The sequence below is a fragment of the Roseibium sp. ROS1 genome (assembly GCF_054658215.1).
This window is the reverse complement of the sequence record NZ_BAAGIG010000002.1, coordinates 1116299-1132677: the sequence shown is the minus strand read 5'-3', so window position 1 is coordinate 1132677 and position 16379 is coordinate 1116299. Positions and strand designations below refer to the sequence as shown.

The following is a 16379-nucleotide window of genomic DNA, read 5'->3' as shown; positions in this document are numbered from 1 at the left end:
AAAACACCAGGTGGAAGTCCGCCAGCGCCAGGCAAACCGGCGCGAGTGATCACGACATCAACCATGAAACGCGTTGAACCGCCCCGGCCGCGCAAGACACCGCAAGCGGTTTCCGCCAGCGACAATACCGCGGCTCTTGTGGAAGCCTTGCGCCAGCGCATCAATGACCTGGAAAACCGAATAGCTGATCTGGAAAGCGTGATTTCGCTACAGAACCAGGATGTCATCATCAGTGCGCCTAAAAGCGTGCTCATCCAGGGCATGGACACTGTCGAGATCTCGGCCGGCAGCAAATTCAAGGTTTCTGCCAGCATGACCGAGACAAGCACACCCATCGCCAGGTTTTCCGGCATTCTTGAGTGCGACATCGTCAAGGCGAACACGGTGATGGGTGCTGCCTATACGCCTGGCGCGGGTAACATCTGGTAGTTTTTGGCAAGGATCCGGGTGTCGATCGTTTCTCAGGTGCTCCATCCGCATTTATGCTGCCTTGACCGAACGCTGTAACAGCACGGAAGCTGCCTAGCATGAAGGAACCGAGTTTCAGCATTGGCGTCGAGGAAGAATATCTCCTCGTCGACAGATCGACCCGCATGTTGGCGAGTTCGCCGCCACCGGAACTGTTCAAGGCCTGCGAAAGCGCCCTCGAAGGACGGGTCAGTCCTGAATTTCTGAAATGTCAGATCGAGGTTGGAACACCGGTTTGCTCCAATCTGCAGGAAGTCCGCACGGAACTCGGTTATTTCCGCAAGACCATTGCGCGCGAGGCGGCAGTGTTCGACCTGGCGCCGATTGCGTCTTCAACCCACCCGTTCGCCGACTGGACAGACCAGCCGCACACAGACAAGGAACGTTACAACGAGATCGCCAGGACCATGCAGCTCGTGGTCAAGCGCATGGTGATCTGCGGAATGCATGTTCATGTCGGTATCGAAGACGAAGAACTGCGCATCGAGCTGTTCAATCAGCTGGCCTATTTCCTGCCGCACCTGCTCGCACTCAGCACTTCATCCCCGTTCTGGCGTGGTCGGAACACCGGCCTGAAGTCCTATCGCCTATCGGTTTTCAACGAAATGCCGCGGACCGGCCTGCCACCCGGATTCGACAGCTATTTCGACTATCGGCACACGGTCGACATTCTCGTTCGCGCCGGTGTCATCGAAGATGCCACCAAGATCTGGTGGGACCTGCGCCCGTCCGACCGGTTTCCGACACTGGAAATGCGCATTACCGATGTCTGCCCGTTGCTTGACGACGCCGTCGCCATAGCGGCGACTTTCAGATGCCTGTGCCGCATGCTTTACCGCTTGCGGCGCGCCAATCAGGGTTGGCGGCAATATTCACGGTTTCTCCTGGCGGAAAACCGCTGGCAGGCACAACGACACGGCACAAATGCACAACTGATCGATTTCGGCCGCAACGAAACGGCAGCCTTTCCGGACATGATCGAGGAACTGATTGAACTCATTCTTCCGGACGCAGTTCATTTTGACTGCGTGTCCGACGTGAACCATTTGAGGGAAATCGCCGTCAGGGGCACCTCCGCAGAACGGCAGCTGGAACTGGCTGGTGATATTCCTGAAGACGGTCACCTGCCCCAGGACACTCTCGACAGGATTGTCGACCAGTTGATTTCCGAGACCCAACGAGGGCTTTGATCAATCCAATCGTGGGTCGGCTCTCGCCACGATCAACCTGGTTGTCTTGGCGGCGTTCCGTGAGCGTCTGTGTGAAAAAACTCGGTCGAACCGGTCAGCACAAAGGCAAACTCGTCGATTTCCTCTATCACCGCAGCGGCAGAGCGTGACAGTCCGGATCTGGGGCGCATGCCGCGCTGCGCCTTGATCAAGGCCTGCCGCGCCAGCGCAAGCTGAGCCAGCAGGGCGTCGCGTTCCACGTCCTGCAATGGTGAATGGTGGCTGGTCTTTGCCATCGAGGCGTCCTTCGGTGCACATTGTTCTTCTTTTGTTCTTTTTTTCTGCACTTTGACGGATCTGTCAATGCGCCCAAAGTTGCGTCGCCTTCGTCCTTACCCGCCTCACTTGCACCCTAATGACAGAAGCGCGGTACCGAACACGGATAAATGTTTGAAAAGGCAGGCAACAGCGCATAACAGCTTTTGGGACAGGACGAACAAAAGCGCAGGACGTTCTTGCGGCAACGCATGTCGGGAACCGTCTGTACTTTTTGTCTCCCTACCGGCTAGATGAGTGACGAAAGGCAGATCGGCCGACCTGCCAACTGCAAGAGGCATTTTCATGGAACACGGCGGGGATTTGACCCTTGCGATTGAGCGCTTTGGCGGAACGCATGACGACTGGCTGGATTTATCAACCGGGATAAATCCATACAGCTATCCCGTGCCTGACGACCTGCCGCTGTCCACCTGGACCAGCCTGCCGGCACGCGGCGCCGAAGAACACCTGATTGCAGCTGCTCGCCAAGCTTATCGCATTCCCGACAATCTCGCTGTCTGTGCAGCGCCTGGAACACAGGTCCTGCTGTCGCTTCTACCGACCATCCTTCCTGAAGGGCCGGTCGTTCTCGCCTCGCCCACCTATACCAGCCACAGGGATGCCTGGACGCGGGAAAGCCGAGCACCTATCGAAGTATCCAGCGTCTACTCCCTGCCCGCTGATGCAAAGATCGTGGTTCTGGTCAATCCGAACAATCCGGACGGACGTCTGATAGATGTCAAAAGCTTGATCGAAATCGCGCGGACACTGAGCGCACGCGGCGGTTATCTGGTGGTGGACGAAGCCTTTGCCGATGTCGTACCGGGCGCGACCTTGCTGCCGCACATCGGAACCGAAAACGTTGTCGTTTTGCGGTCCTTCGGAAAGTTCTTCGGTCTTGCGGGACTGCGGATCGGCTTTCTTGCAGGCGAAAAAACCGCCATTTCCAGAATGTCCGGCCTGCTCGACAGCTGGAGCCTCAGCGGACCGGCACTGGAAATCGGGGCCAGGGCACTGCGTGACAGCACCTGGCAAGATCGGACAACCAGGCAGTTGATCGAAGACATGGCGGACCTGACAGTCGCGCTTTCCGAAGCAGGTCTCAGTGTCTTCGGCGGCACGCCTCTCTATGCGCTTGCCGGTCTGCGCAATCCCAAGGGCCTGCATGAGGCCCTTGCCCGCAGAAGGATCTGGACGCGGATCTTCGACTACGCACCAACCTGGATCCGCTTTGGCCTTCCAGGTGGACCGGAAAATCTCAAACGTCTGACAGACGCTCTTGCAGAAGCGCTAAAAGAGGTCTGACGGACCGGGATGCTGCTTTACGACCACGCTCTCTGGCTGCTTCTCGCCGCGCTGTTGCTGGACGCCCTGATCGGTGATCCCGACTGGATGTGGCAACGCCTGCCGCATCCGGTTGTCTGGATCGGCAAGTTGATCGGCCTGTTCGACCGGCATTTCAACAAAACGGAATTCGCACCGGCGACACGCAAGCTCGGCGGCGTGCTGACACTCCTGGCGTTGCTTGCCAGCGCCGGACTTGCCGGCGTCGTCATTGAGGCCGTTGCGAAGTGGCTGCCATATGGCAGAGTGCTTGAAGCTGTCGTAGCTGCGGTGTTTATCGCCCAAAACAGTCTTTACCGTCACGTGGCAGCCGTGCGGGATGGCCTGTTGAAGGACGGGTTGGAAGGTGGCCGCAAGGCGGTTTCCATGATTGTCGGACGTGACCCGAACCGGCTGGACGAAGCCGGTGTCTCGCGGGCAGCCATCGAATCCTGCGCCGAGAATTATTCCGACGGTATCGTGGCGCCCGTATTCTGGTTCGCCGTGCTCGGCCTGCCTGGATTGATCGTCTACAAGGCGGTGAATACAGCCGACAGCATGATTGGCCACAAGAACGAGGTTTATGCCGACTTCGGCTGGGCGGCTGCCCGTTTCGACGATCTGGTCAATCTGCCCGCCTCGCGCCTGGCAGGGCTGTTTATCGCCCTGTGTGCGCCCTTGTCCCGAGGCTCGGTCCGCAAGAGCATTGCCTGTATTCTGGACGACGCCCGCAAGCACCGCTCGCCAAATGCCGGTTGGCCGGAGGCTGCCATGGCAGGCGCATTGAACCTGGCTCTTGCAGGACCTCGGATCTATCCGGGTTACACCGTCAATGACCGGTATCTGAATGCGAGTGGACGAAAGGATGCGAGGGCAGAAGATATTTCGCGCGCCTTGAGGATCCTCATTGGCTGCTACGCACTCGAGGCGTTGCTGATTGCAGGTCTGGCGCTATTGCTGGCCTTCTAGGTCAGGCGTTTTAAGCCGCGCCGCGTGCGATCTTCAGGATGGCCTCCACGTCGAGGACGCTGTCCAGATGCCCTGCAAGATCATCCAGAATCCTGTCTATGTCCTTGTCATAACTGATGTCTGAGCGCACGCCGAAGGCATTCAGGTATGCCGTCCGGAACGCATCGGCGGTGAACAGGCCGTGAATGTATGTTCCGTACACTCGGCCATCCGCTGAGACCGCACCATCGGACCGACCATCATCAAGGCGCATCATGGGATGGGCACAGTCTGGCCCGGACGTTCGGCCGACATGAATTTCGTAGCCAGAGACAGGGGCTCCGCTGGCAACATGGGTCGCGCGTGCGGCAACGGTCGATTTATCTGCCGTCAGGATGGTCTCGACATCCAGATATCCCAGGCCTTCGACCGTTCCGGGGGATCCCTCGATACCGTCCGGATCCGAGATAACCTTGCCCAGCATCTGATATCCACCGCAGACGCCCAGGATGTGCCCGCCCCGCCGGTGGTGTGCCTTGAGATCTATGTCCCAACCCTGTCTGCGGAAAAAGGCGAGATCACCAACAGTGGACTTGGACCCGGGCAAAAGCACGACATCGGCGTCTCCCGGCAACGGGGTGCCCGGTTGAACAAGCTCAAGCGTAACACCCGGTTCAAGCCGGAGCGGATCCAGGTCGTCGAAGTTGGCGATCCGCGAGATCACGGGAACAACGATCTTGAGCCCCCCGTCACCAAATCCGTCCGCCAGACCGAGCGCATCTTCTGCCGGAAGTTTCGCAGCATCCGCAAACCACGGGACAACACCGACACCTTGCCAACCGGTGCGCTGCTCGATTTCTCGCAAGCCTTCGTCGAACAGGCTCGGGTCTCCCCGAAACCGGTTGATGAAGAAGCCCTTGATGCGCTGCCGTTCGTTTTCTTCCAGCACAGCACACGTTCCGACGACTGATGCAATAACCCCGCCGCGATCTATATCCGCACACAGGATCACCGGCAGATCCGCCGCCTCGGCAAATCCCATGTTGGCGATGTCTCCAGAGCGGAGATTGATTTCCGCAGGGCTTCCTGCTCCCTCGACAATCACCAGATCAACACCTGAGGCGTTTATCGAAAAACTCTCCAGAACCTTCGGTAATAATTCAGCTTTCTGCTTTCCATATTCGCGCGCCCGCATCGTGCCATATCGCTTGCCCTGCACGATTACCTGAGCCCCGGTGTCGGTTTCGGGCTTCAACAGAACGGGGTTCATGTGAACACTCAACGGAACGCGGCAGCCCATGGCCTGAAGCGCCTGGGCCCTGCCGATTTCGCCGCCGTCGGCTGTTACGGCAGCGTTGTTTGACATGTTCTGCGGCTTGAAGGGGCGAACTTTCAGGCCACGGTTGGCAAAGAGACGGCACAGACCGGCGACGATCAGGCTTTTGCCAACATTCGAGCCTGTGCCCTGGACCATGATTGCCGGTACCTTGCCGGCCGCTTTTGTCTCAACCATGCAACGTCAATCATTGCCGAATGGTGCTGCGCCATATGGCCGAAATTCGCTTGGCACCGGAAGATTGGCGAGCCGCAGTTCCAGCATCAAGCGAACCGTCGGCCGAACGGCAAAGAGAACGGATCCGATCACGAACAACCACGTTCCTGCGTACATCAGGCTGTCGTAGAAAAAGAAGACGCTGCCGACAAGAAACGTCAATGCAGCCAGAAATTCGACAACGGTTCGGTAAAGTTCGTATTTCCGGACCGTTTCCACATGCGCCTGCGAGGCCGTGCGAAGACTGTGGTCGAATAGCTTGCTCATCCTCGATCCCCTTTGATTACCTCTGGGTTTCGTGATCCAAGTGCCCGGGTTTAAAACTCGATGCCTTCCTGTGGTTTCACACCAGACCGGAAGGGATGTTTTATCTGGGTCATGTCGGTGACAAGATCTGCAATGTCGATCAGCTCGTCCTTGGCATTGCGCCCCGTGATGACGACATGCACATCGTCCGGTTTTTCGTTCTTCAGGAAATCGACCACTTCGGCGATGTCCAGATAATCGTAGCGCAGAACGATGTTGAGCTCGTCGCACAGGATCAGACGAAATTCACCGGATGTGATCATGTCCTTGGCGGCTTGCCAAGCTTCGTTCGCCGCATCGATATCCCGTTGCCGGTCCTGTGTTTCCCACGTGAACCCCTCACCCATCCGTTTGATCGTGACGAGGTCGGAGAACCGTTCCAGCGCCATGCGCTCACCGGTTTCGATCCGCCCCTTCACGAATTGCACCACGCCCACCTTGTGGCCGTGACCGAGAGAACGGAACACCATCCCGAAACCGGCTGTCGACTTGCCTTTGCCCTTGCCCGTGTGGACGATCAGCAAGCCCTTTTCGATGGTCTTGGTCGCCATGATCTTGTCACGTGCGGCCTTTTTCTTGCGCATCTTCTCGGCATGGCGGGCATTGAGTTCTTCTTCGGTCAGTTCCGGCTTGTCCTTGTCGGCGGTCACGATGCGTCCGTCCCTTCCAGTCTTGTTTTCAAATCATTCAGTGCAGCATGGGTCGAATTGCGCCGCGGCGTCCAGAGGCCGCGTTCAATTGCTTCATGAAAGCGGTCCAGCATTTCGTTGAGACCCGCCGGATTGGCGTCCTTGAGGAAATCCAGAACTTCTTGGTTATCCACGTAGGCATCATACAGCTGGTCAAAATGGTGATCTCCCACGGCCCGGGTGGTCGCGGCAAATGCGAACAGATAGTCGAGCGTCGCAACCATCTCGAACGCGCCCTTGTAGCCATGCCGCATGACACCTGCGATCCATTTCGGGTTTGCCGCACGAGCGCGCACCACGCGGCCGATCTCTTCCGAAAGGGTGCGGACCACCGGACGCTCAGGCCGCGAATGGTCGTTGTGGTAGACCGTCGGTGCTTCGCCTTTCAGTGCTTCGACGGTCGCTGCCAGTCCGCCCTCGAACTGATAATAGTCGTCACTGTCCAGAAGATCGTGTTCGCGGTTGTCCTGATTGTGCAGGACTGCGTCCACGGTTTTCAGCCTCGTTTCGAGATCGTGCCTGGCGACGGAGCCTTCCGCACCGCCACCGTAGGCGTAACCACCCCATGTCAGAAAGGCATCGGCAAAATCCGAACGTTCTTCCCAAAGCTTCTCGTCAATCAGCGCCTGCAGACCAGCACCATAGGCACCCGGTTTTGAGCCAAAGACACGAAACCCGGCCCTGCGTTTGGCTTCGTTCTTGTCCAGGCCTTCAGCCTGAAGCCGTGCACTTTCCGATCGCATTCGTGCGGCAATCGGATTGGCTTCGTCCGGTTCTTCAAGCGCACCGACCGCACGGGCGGCGCTGTCAAAAAGATCCATTTGATGCGGGAAGGCATCACGGAAAAACCCGGAAACCCGCAAGGTAACGTCGACACGCGGTCGTCCAAGCTCTGAAAGCTTCAGAATTTCGAACCCGGTGACACGGCCCGAACCCTGCTCCCACACCGGACGCGCCCCTATAAGCGCCAGCGCCTGGGCAATGTCGTCACCTCCGGTTCGCATGTTGGCAGTGCCCCAACATGTCAGGACCAGCGATTTCGGCCATTCGCCTTCTTCCTGGAAGTATCGTTCCGCAACGAGAGATGCGGATTGCCAGCCGAGCCGCCATGCGGTTTCGGTCGGCACTGCACGTACATCGACGGAGTAGAAGTTCCGGCCAGTGGGCAGCACATCCGGACGCCCACGCGAAGGCGCGCCGGACGGCCCGGGGGCAACGAACCCACCTTCCAATGCCGTCAGCACTGCGCTTGTTTCAGCGTGTCCGGAGCCGGTTACGGCCGGTCGCAGAACTTGGTTTAGATCATCCAGAACAGCAAGGGTCGATTGCCACGCCTCAGGCACTCCGCGATTACCCGCAACGATTTCGCGGGCAAGAAGCTCGATACGTTCAACCGTATCGCCTTGCGATCTCCAGGGAGCCTCCAGAACATTTGCAAGGAGCTCCGGTCGACCCTGCTGCCAGGGGGCAGCGAAATCGCAATCCAGTGGATCAAATCCATCAAAACCGAGGTCCGAAGCGATAGCCCTTTGCAGGCTCTGCTGTTCCGGTCTGTTGCCGCGCGGTACCCTTGCCAACGCAACCAGCAGATCCATCAGAAGATCGCCTTCGGGACTTTCGCCAAGAATATGCAGCCCGTCCCTGATCTGCAGTTCCTTCAGGTCGCACAAGTGAGCGTCGAGGCGCGCAAGGCGGGTTTCCTCGTCCATGGTCTCGGTAATACCGATATCCTTGTCCAGACCATGCCGCGCAGCGGTGTCCAGGATATCCCGCGTCAATGCCTTCAGGCGGCGCGGGTCAACACCGCTCGCCAGATAATACTCATCAAGCAGCGTCTCCAGCTCTTCGGCAACGCCATGGCTCTCCGCCCGGGCCAAAGGCGGTGTCAGGTGATCGACGATGACGGCCGAGGTCCGTCGCTTGGCCTGCGCCCCCTCGCCTGGATCATTGACGATGAACGGGTAGATGTTCGGAATTGGCCCCAGAACGGCTTCCGGGAAACAGCTTTCAGCAAGGGCCAGCGCCTTGCCGGGCAGCCATTCCAGATTGCCGTGTTTGCCGAGGTGAATGACGGCATCGACGGCGAATTGTTCCCGCAGCCAGATGTAGAAGGCAAAATAGTGGTGCGGCGGCACCAATGCCGGATCGTGGTAGGTTTCCTTCGGATCGATGTTGTAGCCACGCGCCGGCTGAATACCGACCACCTGATTGCCGAACCGGTGCAGGGCCACGCGGAAATGGCCATCCGTTACATGAGGATCGTCCGACGGTGCTCCCCAACGATCAACAACTGCTGACCGAACAACATTGGGCAACTGGTCGAATGAGCGCTCGTAGTCCTGAAGCGACAAAGCCTGATATTCGTCCTTGCCTGATCGGCCATCCAGGGCATTGGTTACGCCCGAAGTCAGGATTTCCATCAGATCGGCGGAGCTTGCTGGAACCTTGCCAGCGTCATAGCCCGCGGCGGCCATGGCCTTGAGCAAATGAACGCATGACGCAGGCGTGTCGAGCCCTACGCCGTTGGCAAGACGCCCGTCCCGGTTCGGATAGTTTGCCAGGATAAGGGCCGACTTCTTGGCTGCAGCCGGTTTCCGACCGAGTTTCCCCCAGGCGGCCGCAAGCGCCGCGGTAAACATGATCCGATCCGGAACAGGCGTAAAGGCAACCGGCGTCGACTGGGTGGCCTCATCGAAGACCCCTTCTTCCTTGAAGGAGACAGCACGGGACAAGATCCGGCCGTCAATCTCCGGCAAGACGACATGCATTGCGAGGTCACGTATCGACAAGCCCTGATCGCTGTCTTCCCAGCCCTCTTTGGAGGAAGACGAGAAGACGACCTGCAGCACAGGTTTGCCGGGTCGATCGAGCGGCGTCGGCTGATGGGCTGCTCCGGCCTTCGAGACGGCGAAGGCAGTACCGTTCAACACGACATCAGGCGGTGCCTCATCGAACAGGCTTTCCAGAACGGCGACGGATTCCGCTTCCTTCAGGCTGGAAACATAGATCGGCAGTGCATTTACACCGGCTTTGTCGAGAGCAGCGATCAACGCATCCAGTGGTGCGGTTTGGGCACCTTGCACCAAAGCACGGTAGAAAGTGATCGCTGCAACAGGTCTTTCAGGATCCCGCCAGGAGGCCTTCAGTTGCGCTATATCGGGGGCGACCGTGCCAGCAAGATAGATACCCGCGCGAGGTAGGGGCACCGGATGCGCTGGCTCTTCTCCCTTTCCGATCAGGTGCGCTGCATATCTCAAGGCATTTGCGTAATTCTCTGCGCCGCCTTCCACACAGTATCGCCAGAAGCGATGCACTTCCGCTGGTGATCGGGTGGAGCGAGACGTCAGTTCTTCGTCCCACTTGTCGTCGCCCGGAATAACGATCAGATCGATGCCATTCGCGCGGACTTCTTCTTCAAACCTTTCCAGGCCGTAGCGCCAGTACTCCACTCCACCCAGAATTCGCAGAACGATCAGCCGAGACCCACGGACGGTCTGTTCGGCATAAAGATCGACCGAATAGGGATGCGACAGGGCCATGAGATTGGCGAGCCGCAGGCCTGCCCGGCCTGTTCCAAGCCGTGATTGCGCAGCGGCAAAGCTTCCCAGTTCGGTGTCTGCAGCGGAGAGGAACAGAATGTCGGCTGGAGACTGGCCGAGATCGACCGCGTCCCCACCGTCATCGATCCGGCGCGTCTGGCTGGCGAGAATGTGCATGCTTGGTCTTTATTTCCAGCTTCTATCCAGCGTGTCAGGCAGCAGCCGTCAATTCACCCAGCAGGCCACGAACCGCAGTCAGGTCGAGGCCTTTCAAACCGATTACGACCAATCTGCCGCTGCTCTCGGCGCCGGCGGCGAACCAGGTTTCGACACGCGGTCCGACAGCTTGAACCATTGCAGGTGTAGCCTTGCCCTCGATTTTTACAGCCCCCTTGATGCGCAGGACGCCTTTTTGCGCCATGGCTTCCAGAACCTTTGCCTCTGCATCTTTCAGGCTGGCGAAAGACGAGACTACCAGCACGTGACTTTCAAAATCATCGTGATGGTGATGATCGTGATGATGGTCGTCATGGTGATGATCATGATCATCATCGTGGTCGTGGTCGTGGTCATCATGATGGTGATGATGCTCGTGCCGATCAGCCATATCGTCCTCGGCAGCAGAGCCCCTACCGAGCAGAACTTCAATCGGAAGCGTGCCTTTTTCGGATGTCACCACGTGAACCGCCGGACGAACATCGGCGGCGATCTTCTCATGCACCTGCTTCAAAGCGTCTTCGGAGACGAGATCAGCCTTGTTCAGAACAACGAGGTCTGCGCAACGCAATTGGTCGTGGAAGAGTTCTTCAACAGGACTGTCATGATCAAGAGCCTCGTCGGCGGCACGCTGCGCGGCAAGTGCATCTTCATCAAGTGCGATCCGGCCTTCGGCGAGTGCTGCAGCATCCAGCACCGTGACAACACCATCTACCGTTACCTTCGGCTTGACGCTCGGCCAGGAGAAGGCGCGAACGAGCGGCTGCGGCAGAGCCAGGCCGGAGGTTTCGATAACAATATGCTCCGGCGGATTGTCCCGCGCGAGCAGCATTTCCATGGTTGGCAGGAAATCGTCGGCAACGGTGCAACATATGCAGCCATTGGTAAGCTCAACCACCTCTTCCGCGGCGCAATCGGGATCAGCGCATCCATTCACCAGGGAACCGTCGAAGCCCATGTCCCCAAACTCATTGACAATAAGGGCAATGCGTTTGCCATTGGCGTTGGTAAGCAAATTGCGGATCAGCGTGGTCTTGCCTGCTCCGAGAAACCCAGTGACGATCGTTGCCGGAATTTTTGCGCCCGGCTGCAGGGATGAATTGGTCATAATTTGATATCCGGTTGTGATGTGGGTTTCAAAAGTATCGGCAGGCCCGCAGCAACGAAGACGACCTGTTGGCACCTATGCGCCATATCCTGGTTCAGTCGTCCCTGCACATCGCGGAACGACCTCGACAGACGGTTCTCCGGCACGATCCCCATACCAACTTCGTTGGAAACGAAAACGCACGGCCCCTGAAGACCCTTCAGAACCGCGCAAAGCCGCGCCGTTTCGGCGGGGATGTCCTTGTCTGCAAACAGCAGGTTCGACAGCCACAGGGTCAGGCAGTCAACAAGAACCACCCGGTCTTGCCTGCATTCGTTTTCAAGCACGGCCGCAAGTTCGAGCTGTTCTTCCACGGTGAGCCAGGACGGGCCGCGTTGATCTTTATGAGCGGCGATCCGGCTGGCCATTTCATCGTCGTGGGCAGCACCAGTCGCGACATAGATTTTTTGCAGACCGGTTTCATGGACAAGCTTTTCCGCGAACCGGCTTTTTCCGGAGCGGGCACCGCCGAGGACCAGCGTCGTCCTCTCGCCGTTTGAATGCGTCATTCCTTCTCCCAGCCGTCCGCCCGACAGCGCCATAGGGTTGACAATGTGACGGCCGGTCTCCTGGCTTGCGGCTCAGCGCGGTCTGTACCCCTTCCCGGCCCCATCAGGACGCCAGTGGTTTTCGTACAGCCACTCACCGCTCACAGTTGCGGGGGCAGCTCCGGATCTGGACTTGAAAAAGACCGCACCGGATTCCCGTTTCATCCGGATCAGGCAAGGCCTTTTCCGGAACCGTCGGTTTCTTCCTAAACGTATCTTGAGGCCGACACAAGCAGCAGAAAGTCGCTGACGACTAACCTTGAAAATCGGCCAGGCAGTCAACACGGACGCCTTCTTGCGACAAAGTCAGAAAAAGGCACAGCCGATTTAGCCTGCCCGGGGTGTTCCAATCGTCGCGAAACGTAGGGTTTTCCAAGCTCGACAGAACGCCTAGCCATCTGAAATATATCGAGTTTTCCACACCGAGATCAAAAAAATGACGGCTTGATGAAAAAAACGCCCTCGGGGGCTTGGCAAACGGATCAAGCCTTTGATATACGCATCTCCATCGACGGGGCGGCAACGCGCTGGCCCCGAGCGTGGTGATCCCCAGTAGCTCAGTTGGTAGAGCAAGCGACTGTTAATCGCTGGGTCGCTGGTTCGAGTCCGGCCTGGGGAGCCATCACCACCTCTTCTTAATCCTCCCGAATGCTGCAATTCTGAAGGCTGGGACACCGTTCAGTGTCCGGGTTGATCTTATTCGCGTTTGATCTTGCAACAATCTGCACCGCCTCAAAAAACGACAGCCATTTGATGCGAGCGCGTCTTTCGCAGTAGTAACGTTCCGCACCATCTTCCTAAACAACATTTCCTGGCTACGTTTTTAACGAAGATCGCGCCTCCATTGGCTCTGTGTTGTTGAATAGCGCTTCTTGATAAAGCTCCAGGTTGCTCCTATCGTGATTTCTCCAAAGGGAGCATCATGGAAAATCGCAGCTAAATCCAGCACCCCTGAACCCGCAAATCTTCACATGCGTGGTACCTTTTATGAGCGGCGACAACACACACACCATTGCCACCGTAACCGCAGCACCAGGTTATGCCGAATTTCTTGAAGCCTACTGCGACAAGGAACAGCCCCTGCTGATCAAGGGACTAGCAAAAAACTGGCCCGCGCGGGAAAGGTGGCAATCCGGCCGATTACGAGCAGAACTCCATACGCTGCCAAAGGTCCGCGACAGAGGTGTCTTTTTCGTCAGCCGCTCCCCCGTACTCGAACAAGATATCGAGATGCCGGACTTCCTGAAGGAAATCCTCGCGTCCGATCGGATAATGCAAGATTCCGTTGCCTGGAGGTTCTGGATCAACAGCAGGAACAACCGGACAGAGTTCCACTACGATACCAACGCCGAGAATGTCATCACAGTTCAGGTGAAGGGCCGTAAGGAATGGGTACTGGTTTCGCCCGAAACACCGCTACCGTGCTACCCGTTCACCAACTTCTCTTTACTGAAAGACGAAGAGCGATTGCTGAGGAACAAGCGGTTCTACAAATTCGATCTGGAGGAAGGCGATCTTCTCTATCTGCCTCCCCATTGGTACCACCGGGTGGTTGCCAAGGAAGACGAGAACATCAACATCAATTGGACTTTCACGAAACGCGAAACCTCGGTCATCTCGAAAGAATTCAAGCGTGACATGGAGCGGTGCGGCCTGCTGCATTCATTCAAGAACAGTGATTCCGCGCTGGTTCGGCGCTGTTACGAAACCGCTATCCGCGCCCTTCCAAATGTTGGCGGTATTGGCTGGGGTCTGAAATCGTTCATTTCATCGCCCTATACGCCAAGCCGCGGAGCATTGGTCAACCGCTTCTTCAAGGAATTGCTGCAAATACCGAATACGCTGCTGACACTTCCAAACGTTCGCTCAACGCTGAAAAAGGTCGACAAGACCTAACCGGCGAACGCGCTGCCAATCCCACAAGTTCGGCGCAGTATGTAGACCACCAGCGTATATGCCGGGCTACGTATTCGAGAATTGCTCCCCCGCAATCCATACGCCCTCGACCTCATAGGCTTTGCCAAGCTGCACGAAGTCAGCCGGATAGCCTTCTTCGAAACGACCGAGTGGGCGCCCGAGAACGTCCGCAGGATCACTGGTTGCCATTGCAAGAGCAGCTTCGACCGGAAGCTCGAGTGTGCCGGTGAGAAACTTCAAGGACGCCGGCAAATCTATATCGGCGCCGGCAAGCGTGCCGTCTTCGAGGGTCAATGTGCCATCGCGGCGAAAGATTTCTCGCCCGCCCAGGAAGAAGGACGTAACATCGGTGCCGGTCTGAGACATGGCGTCGGTAACGATAAAGATTCTGCCCGGGCCAGTCTTTGACTTGAGCGCGACCCGCATCGCGACCGGGTCGACATGGACACCATCAGCAATGATGCCCACGTTGAGCGCGCCCAGATCGAGCGCGGCGCCCACAAGGCCGGGTTCGCGGTGTTGCAACGGGCTCATGGCGTTAAAAAGATGGGTGACCATCGAAGCACCCGCTTCAACCGCTGTCTTGCACTGCCGGTATGTGGCTCCGCTGTGGCCAAGACTGACGTGAATTCCCGCATCAGCCAATTCCCGCATCTGTTCTGGCCGCACCGTTTCCGGTGCCACAGTCATGATGAGGCTTGGCAATTCCCGCGCCGCGCGCAGATAAAGCGCCATGTCTTCGCGGTTCAAAGGCCGGATCAGATTCGGGTCATGCGCCCCCTTGCGCCCCGCGAAAAGATGCGGCCCTTCGAGATGCAGACCATGAAACCCCTTCACGCCCCGCGACCATGCGGCAATTGCCAGATCAACGACTTTGCGCGTCACGTCGGGCGTGTCCGTAATCAAAGTCGGTGTCAGGGCTGTTGTCCCGAGGCTGACATGGGCGGCGCAAATACGTTCGATATCGTCGACTGTTTCCGCATCCCCCAGCATCAAGCCACCGCCGCCATTGACCTGCAGATCGATCAATCCCGGTGCGAGAATGCCGTCGCCAAGATCGACAGTCTCTACGCCAACGGGCACCTGATCGGCAGAAAGAAGGCCAGCCACCTTGCCATCTTCGACAAGCAGGGCAGCATTCGCATGGATTTTCTCACCATCGAAAACCCGGCTGCAGAGATAGGCGGTTGTGGAGGTCATACGGTCTGGGTGACTTTCTTCAGGTGCTTGGGAACGTCCGGATTGAAACCGCGCTGCCGTGCAAACCATTCGATGAAGGCGTAGAAAGAAACAATCTGCACCAAGGCGTCGGTCAATGGATGCCCGGTTGCCTGGAACGCCAGCTTTTCCGCCCGTTCCACCTTGTCGGTCGTTGCAAAAACACTTCCGCCCTGGTCCACCATGCGATCCGCAGCCTGGGCTAGCCCCTCTTCGGCTGCATCGCGCACACCAAGCGCCAGGATCGGGTAACCGTTTTCGACGATCGAGACAGGACCGTGCATTACCTCGGCGGACGAATAAGCCTCCGCATGGATCTGGCAGGTTTCCTTAAATTTCAGCGCAGCTTCATTTGCGATAGCCAGACCAGGTCCGCGTCCAATGACATAAAGCGAACCCCGCTGCTCGATCGGCTCGGCAAGCGCGCGCCAGTCCTTGTCGATTGCTTTTTCAAAATGATCCGGCAAGGCAGCCAACGCGTCGAGCAATTCCTTGTCAGCTCCGATTTCCGCCAAAAGCAGCAGGCCCGCCAAGACGGAATTGACGAAGGTCTTGGTCGCTGCGACGCTGCGCTCAGGACCTGCGCAAATATCGATCGCGGCGCTGGAAAGCTTTGCCAGTTCACTTCCCGACGTGTTGGTAAAGCCTACAGTGAAAGCCCCCTGCGCGGTTGCACTTTCCACAACCGAGAGACTGTCCGGGCTGGCGCCGGATTGGGAAATTGCAATCACAAGAGCCTCACCCAGCTTGACCTTGCCACCATAAACCGAAGAAACGGATGGGCCGAGAGATGCCATGGCAAGACCAAGGTAGATCTCCGAGGCATATTTGAGAAACGTCGCAGCGTGGTCAGAAGAACCGCGAGCGACGCTTGCCAGGAACACCGGCGCGCCTGCCTTCTTTGCAATGTCGCGGATCAACGGGTGTCCATCGGCCAACAGACGGCGCGCAGCGTCCGGGATTTCTTCGATTTCCCGGCGCATGTGCGTCGGCGTGGCCATGGTACTTGCTTCAATCATCA

14 protein-coding genes, 1 tRNA gene and 1 riboswitch are annotated in these 16379 nt (G+C 57.8%); of the genes, 6 read left to right on the top strand and 9 right to left on the bottom strand.

Annotated features, from left to right (window positions below):
• Positions 1-63 precede the first annotated feature (63 nt).
• Together ACYQ6M_RS13295 and ACYQ6M_RS13290 are read left to right on the top strand one after the other, a co-directional pair.
• Positions 64-429 carry a hypothetical protein gene (locus tag ACYQ6M_RS13295; protein WP_022998757.1) on the top strand — a complete coding sequence of 122 codons (366 nt, stop codon included), beginning with the start codon at positions 64-66 and terminating at the stop codon, positions 427-429.
• Between the two features lie 98 nt (positions 430-527).
• Positions 528-1658 carry a carboxylate-amine ligase gene (locus tag ACYQ6M_RS13290; RefSeq protein WP_460074278.1) on the top strand — a complete coding sequence of 377 codons (1131 nt, stop codon included), beginning with the start codon at positions 528-530 and terminating at the stop codon, positions 1656-1658.
• 32 nt (positions 1659-1690) lie between these two features.
• On the opposite strand, the gene ACYQ6M_RS13285 is transcribed toward ACYQ6M_RS13290, so the two are convergent.
• Positions 1691-1933: a hypothetical protein gene (locus tag ACYQ6M_RS13285; protein ID WP_031268556.1), complete on the bottom strand. Its 243-nt coding sequence runs from the start codon at positions 1931-1933 to the stop codon at positions 1691-1693.
• A 325-nt stretch (positions 1934-2258) separates the two neighbouring features.
• Between ACYQ6M_RS13285 and cobD the strand changes: the two genes are divergently transcribed.
• Both cobD and cbiB read left to right on the top strand, forming a co-directional pair.
• Entirely contained in the window at positions 2259-3260 is a 1002-nt protein-coding gene (gene cobD / locus ACYQ6M_RS13280; RefSeq protein WP_022998760.1) for a threonine-phosphate decarboxylase CobD, read from the top strand.
• 9 nt (positions 3261-3269) lie between these two features.
• The gene (gene cbiB / locus ACYQ6M_RS13275) at positions 3270-4247 is read left to right on the top strand and encodes an adenosylcobinamide-phosphate synthase CbiB (RefSeq protein ID WP_075283009.1); all 978 of its coding nucleotides are present in this window, start codon (positions 3270-3272) and stop codon (positions 4245-4247) included.
• A gap of 10 nt (positions 4248-4257) precedes the next feature.
• Here the strand turns inward: cbiB and ACYQ6M_RS13270 are convergent, their stop codons facing one another.
• The 6 genes from ACYQ6M_RS13270 to cobU are packed head-to-tail and all read right to left on the bottom strand — an operon-like array spanning position 4258 to position 12184.
• Entirely contained in the window at positions 4258-5739 is a 1482-nt protein-coding gene (locus ACYQ6M_RS13270; RefSeq protein ID WP_460074277.1) for a cobyric acid synthase, read from the bottom strand.
• Positions 5740-5745: 6 nt separating this feature from the next.
• Positions 5746-6045, bottom strand: coding sequence for a YrhK family protein (locus tag ACYQ6M_RS13265; RefSeq protein ID WP_460074276.1), 300 nt, complete (start codon positions 6043-6045; stop codon positions 5746-5748).
• Between the two features lie 50 nt (positions 6046-6095).
• Positions 6096-6734, bottom strand: coding sequence for a cob(I)yrinic acid a,c-diamide adenosyltransferase (gene cobO / locus ACYQ6M_RS13260; RefSeq protein WP_353653750.1), 639 nt, complete (start codon positions 6732-6734; stop codon positions 6096-6098).
• Entirely contained in the window at positions 6731-10489 is a 3759-nt protein-coding gene (gene cobN, locus ACYQ6M_RS13255) for a cobaltochelatase subunit CobN (RefSeq protein WP_460074275.1), read from the bottom strand. The genes cobO and cobN overlap by 4 nt, the downstream gene beginning before the upstream one ends.
• A 34-nt stretch (positions 10490-10523) precedes the next feature.
• Positions 10524-11636, bottom strand: a complete 1113-nt coding sequence (cobW, locus tag ACYQ6M_RS13250) for a cobalamin biosynthesis protein CobW (protein WP_460074274.1) — start codon at positions 11634-11636, stop codon at positions 10524-10526.
• A complete protein-coding gene (gene cobU / locus ACYQ6M_RS13245) occupies positions 11633-12184 on the bottom strand; it encodes a bifunctional adenosylcobinamide kinase/adenosylcobinamide-phosphate guanylyltransferase (RefSeq protein ID WP_460074273.1) in 552 nt (183 codons plus the stop codon). The genes cobW and cobU overlap by 4 nt, the downstream gene beginning before the upstream one ends.
• Before the next feature lie 33 nt (positions 12185-12217).
• Positions 12218-12435: riboswitch (cobalamin riboswitch) on the bottom strand.
• Positions 12436-12769: 334 nt separating this feature from the next.
• On the opposite strand from cobU, the gene ACYQ6M_RS13240 reads away from it, so the two are divergent.
• Both ACYQ6M_RS13240 and ACYQ6M_RS13235 read left to right on the top strand, forming a co-directional pair.
• A tRNA-Asn gene (locus ACYQ6M_RS13240) sits at positions 12770-12845 on the top strand.
• A gap of 365 nt (positions 12846-13210) precedes the next feature.
• A complete protein-coding gene (locus ACYQ6M_RS13235; RefSeq protein WP_460074272.1) occupies positions 13211-14119 on the top strand; it encodes a cupin-like domain-containing protein in 909 nt (302 codons plus the stop codon).
• Between the two features lie 66 nt (positions 14120-14185).
• On the opposite strand, the gene nagA is transcribed toward ACYQ6M_RS13235, so the two are convergent.
• Together nagA and ACYQ6M_RS13225 are read right to left on the bottom strand one after the other, a co-directional pair.
• Entirely contained in the window at positions 14186-15340 is a 1155-nt protein-coding gene (nagA, locus tag ACYQ6M_RS13230) for an N-acetylglucosamine-6-phosphate deacetylase (RefSeq protein ID WP_370197813.1), read from the bottom strand.
• Positions 15337-16377, bottom strand: a complete 1041-nt coding sequence (locus ACYQ6M_RS13225; RefSeq protein WP_460074270.1) for an SIS domain-containing protein — start codon at positions 16375-16377, stop codon at positions 15337-15339. Before ACYQ6M_RS13225 ends, nagA begins: the two co-directional genes overlap by 4 nt.
• Positions 16378-16379: the final 2 nt, after the last annotated feature.

Bases quoted from the DNA above. Each gene is read 5' to 3' on its own strand.
- ACYQ6M_RS13295 (WP_022998757.1), top strand. From the start codon at position 64: ATGAAACGCGTTGAACCGCCCCGGCCGCGCAAGACACCGCAAGCGGTT.
- ACYQ6M_RS13290 (WP_460074278.1), top strand. From the start codon at position 528: ATGAAGGAACCGAGTTTCAGCATTGGCGTCGAGGAAGAATATCTCCTC.
- ACYQ6M_RS13285 (WP_031268556.1), bottom strand. From the start codon at position 1,933: ATGGCAAAGACCAGCCACCATTCACCATTGCAGGACGTGGAACGCGAC.
- cobD (WP_022998760.1), top strand. From the start codon at position 2,259: ATGGAACACGGCGGGGATTTGACCCTTGCGATTGAGCGCTTTGGCGGA.
- cbiB (WP_075283009.1), top strand. From the start codon at position 3,270: ATGCTGCTTTACGACCACGCTCTCTGGCTGCTTCTCGCCGCGCTGTTG.
- ACYQ6M_RS13270 (WP_460074277.1), bottom strand. From the start codon at position 5,739: ATGGTTGAGACAAAAGCGGCCGGCAAGGTACCGGCAATCATGGTCCAG.
- ACYQ6M_RS13265 (WP_460074276.1), bottom strand. From the start codon at position 6,045: ATGAGCAAGCTATTCGACCACAGTCTTCGCACGGCCTCGCAGGCGCAT.
- cobN (WP_460074275.1), bottom strand. From the start codon at position 10,489: ATGCACATTCTCGCCAGCCAGACGCGCCGGATCGATGACGGTGGGGAC.
- cobW (WP_460074274.1), bottom strand. From the start codon at position 11,636: ATGACCAATTCATCCCTGCAGCCGGGCGCAAAAATTCCGGCAACGATC.
- cobU (WP_460074273.1), bottom strand. From the start codon at position 12,184: ATGACGCATTCAAACGGCGAGAGGACGACGCTGGTCCTCGGCGGTGCC.
- ACYQ6M_RS13235 (WP_460074272.1), top strand. From the start codon at position 13,211: ATGAGCGGCGACAACACACACACCATTGCCACCGTAACCGCAGCACCA.
- nagA (WP_370197813.1), bottom strand. From the start codon at position 15,340: ATGACCTCCACAACCGCCTATCTCTGCAGCCGGGTTTTCGATGGTGAG.
- ACYQ6M_RS13225 (WP_460074270.1), bottom strand. From the start codon at position 16,377: ATGATTGAAGCAAGTACCATGGCCACGCCGACGCACATGCGCCGGGAA.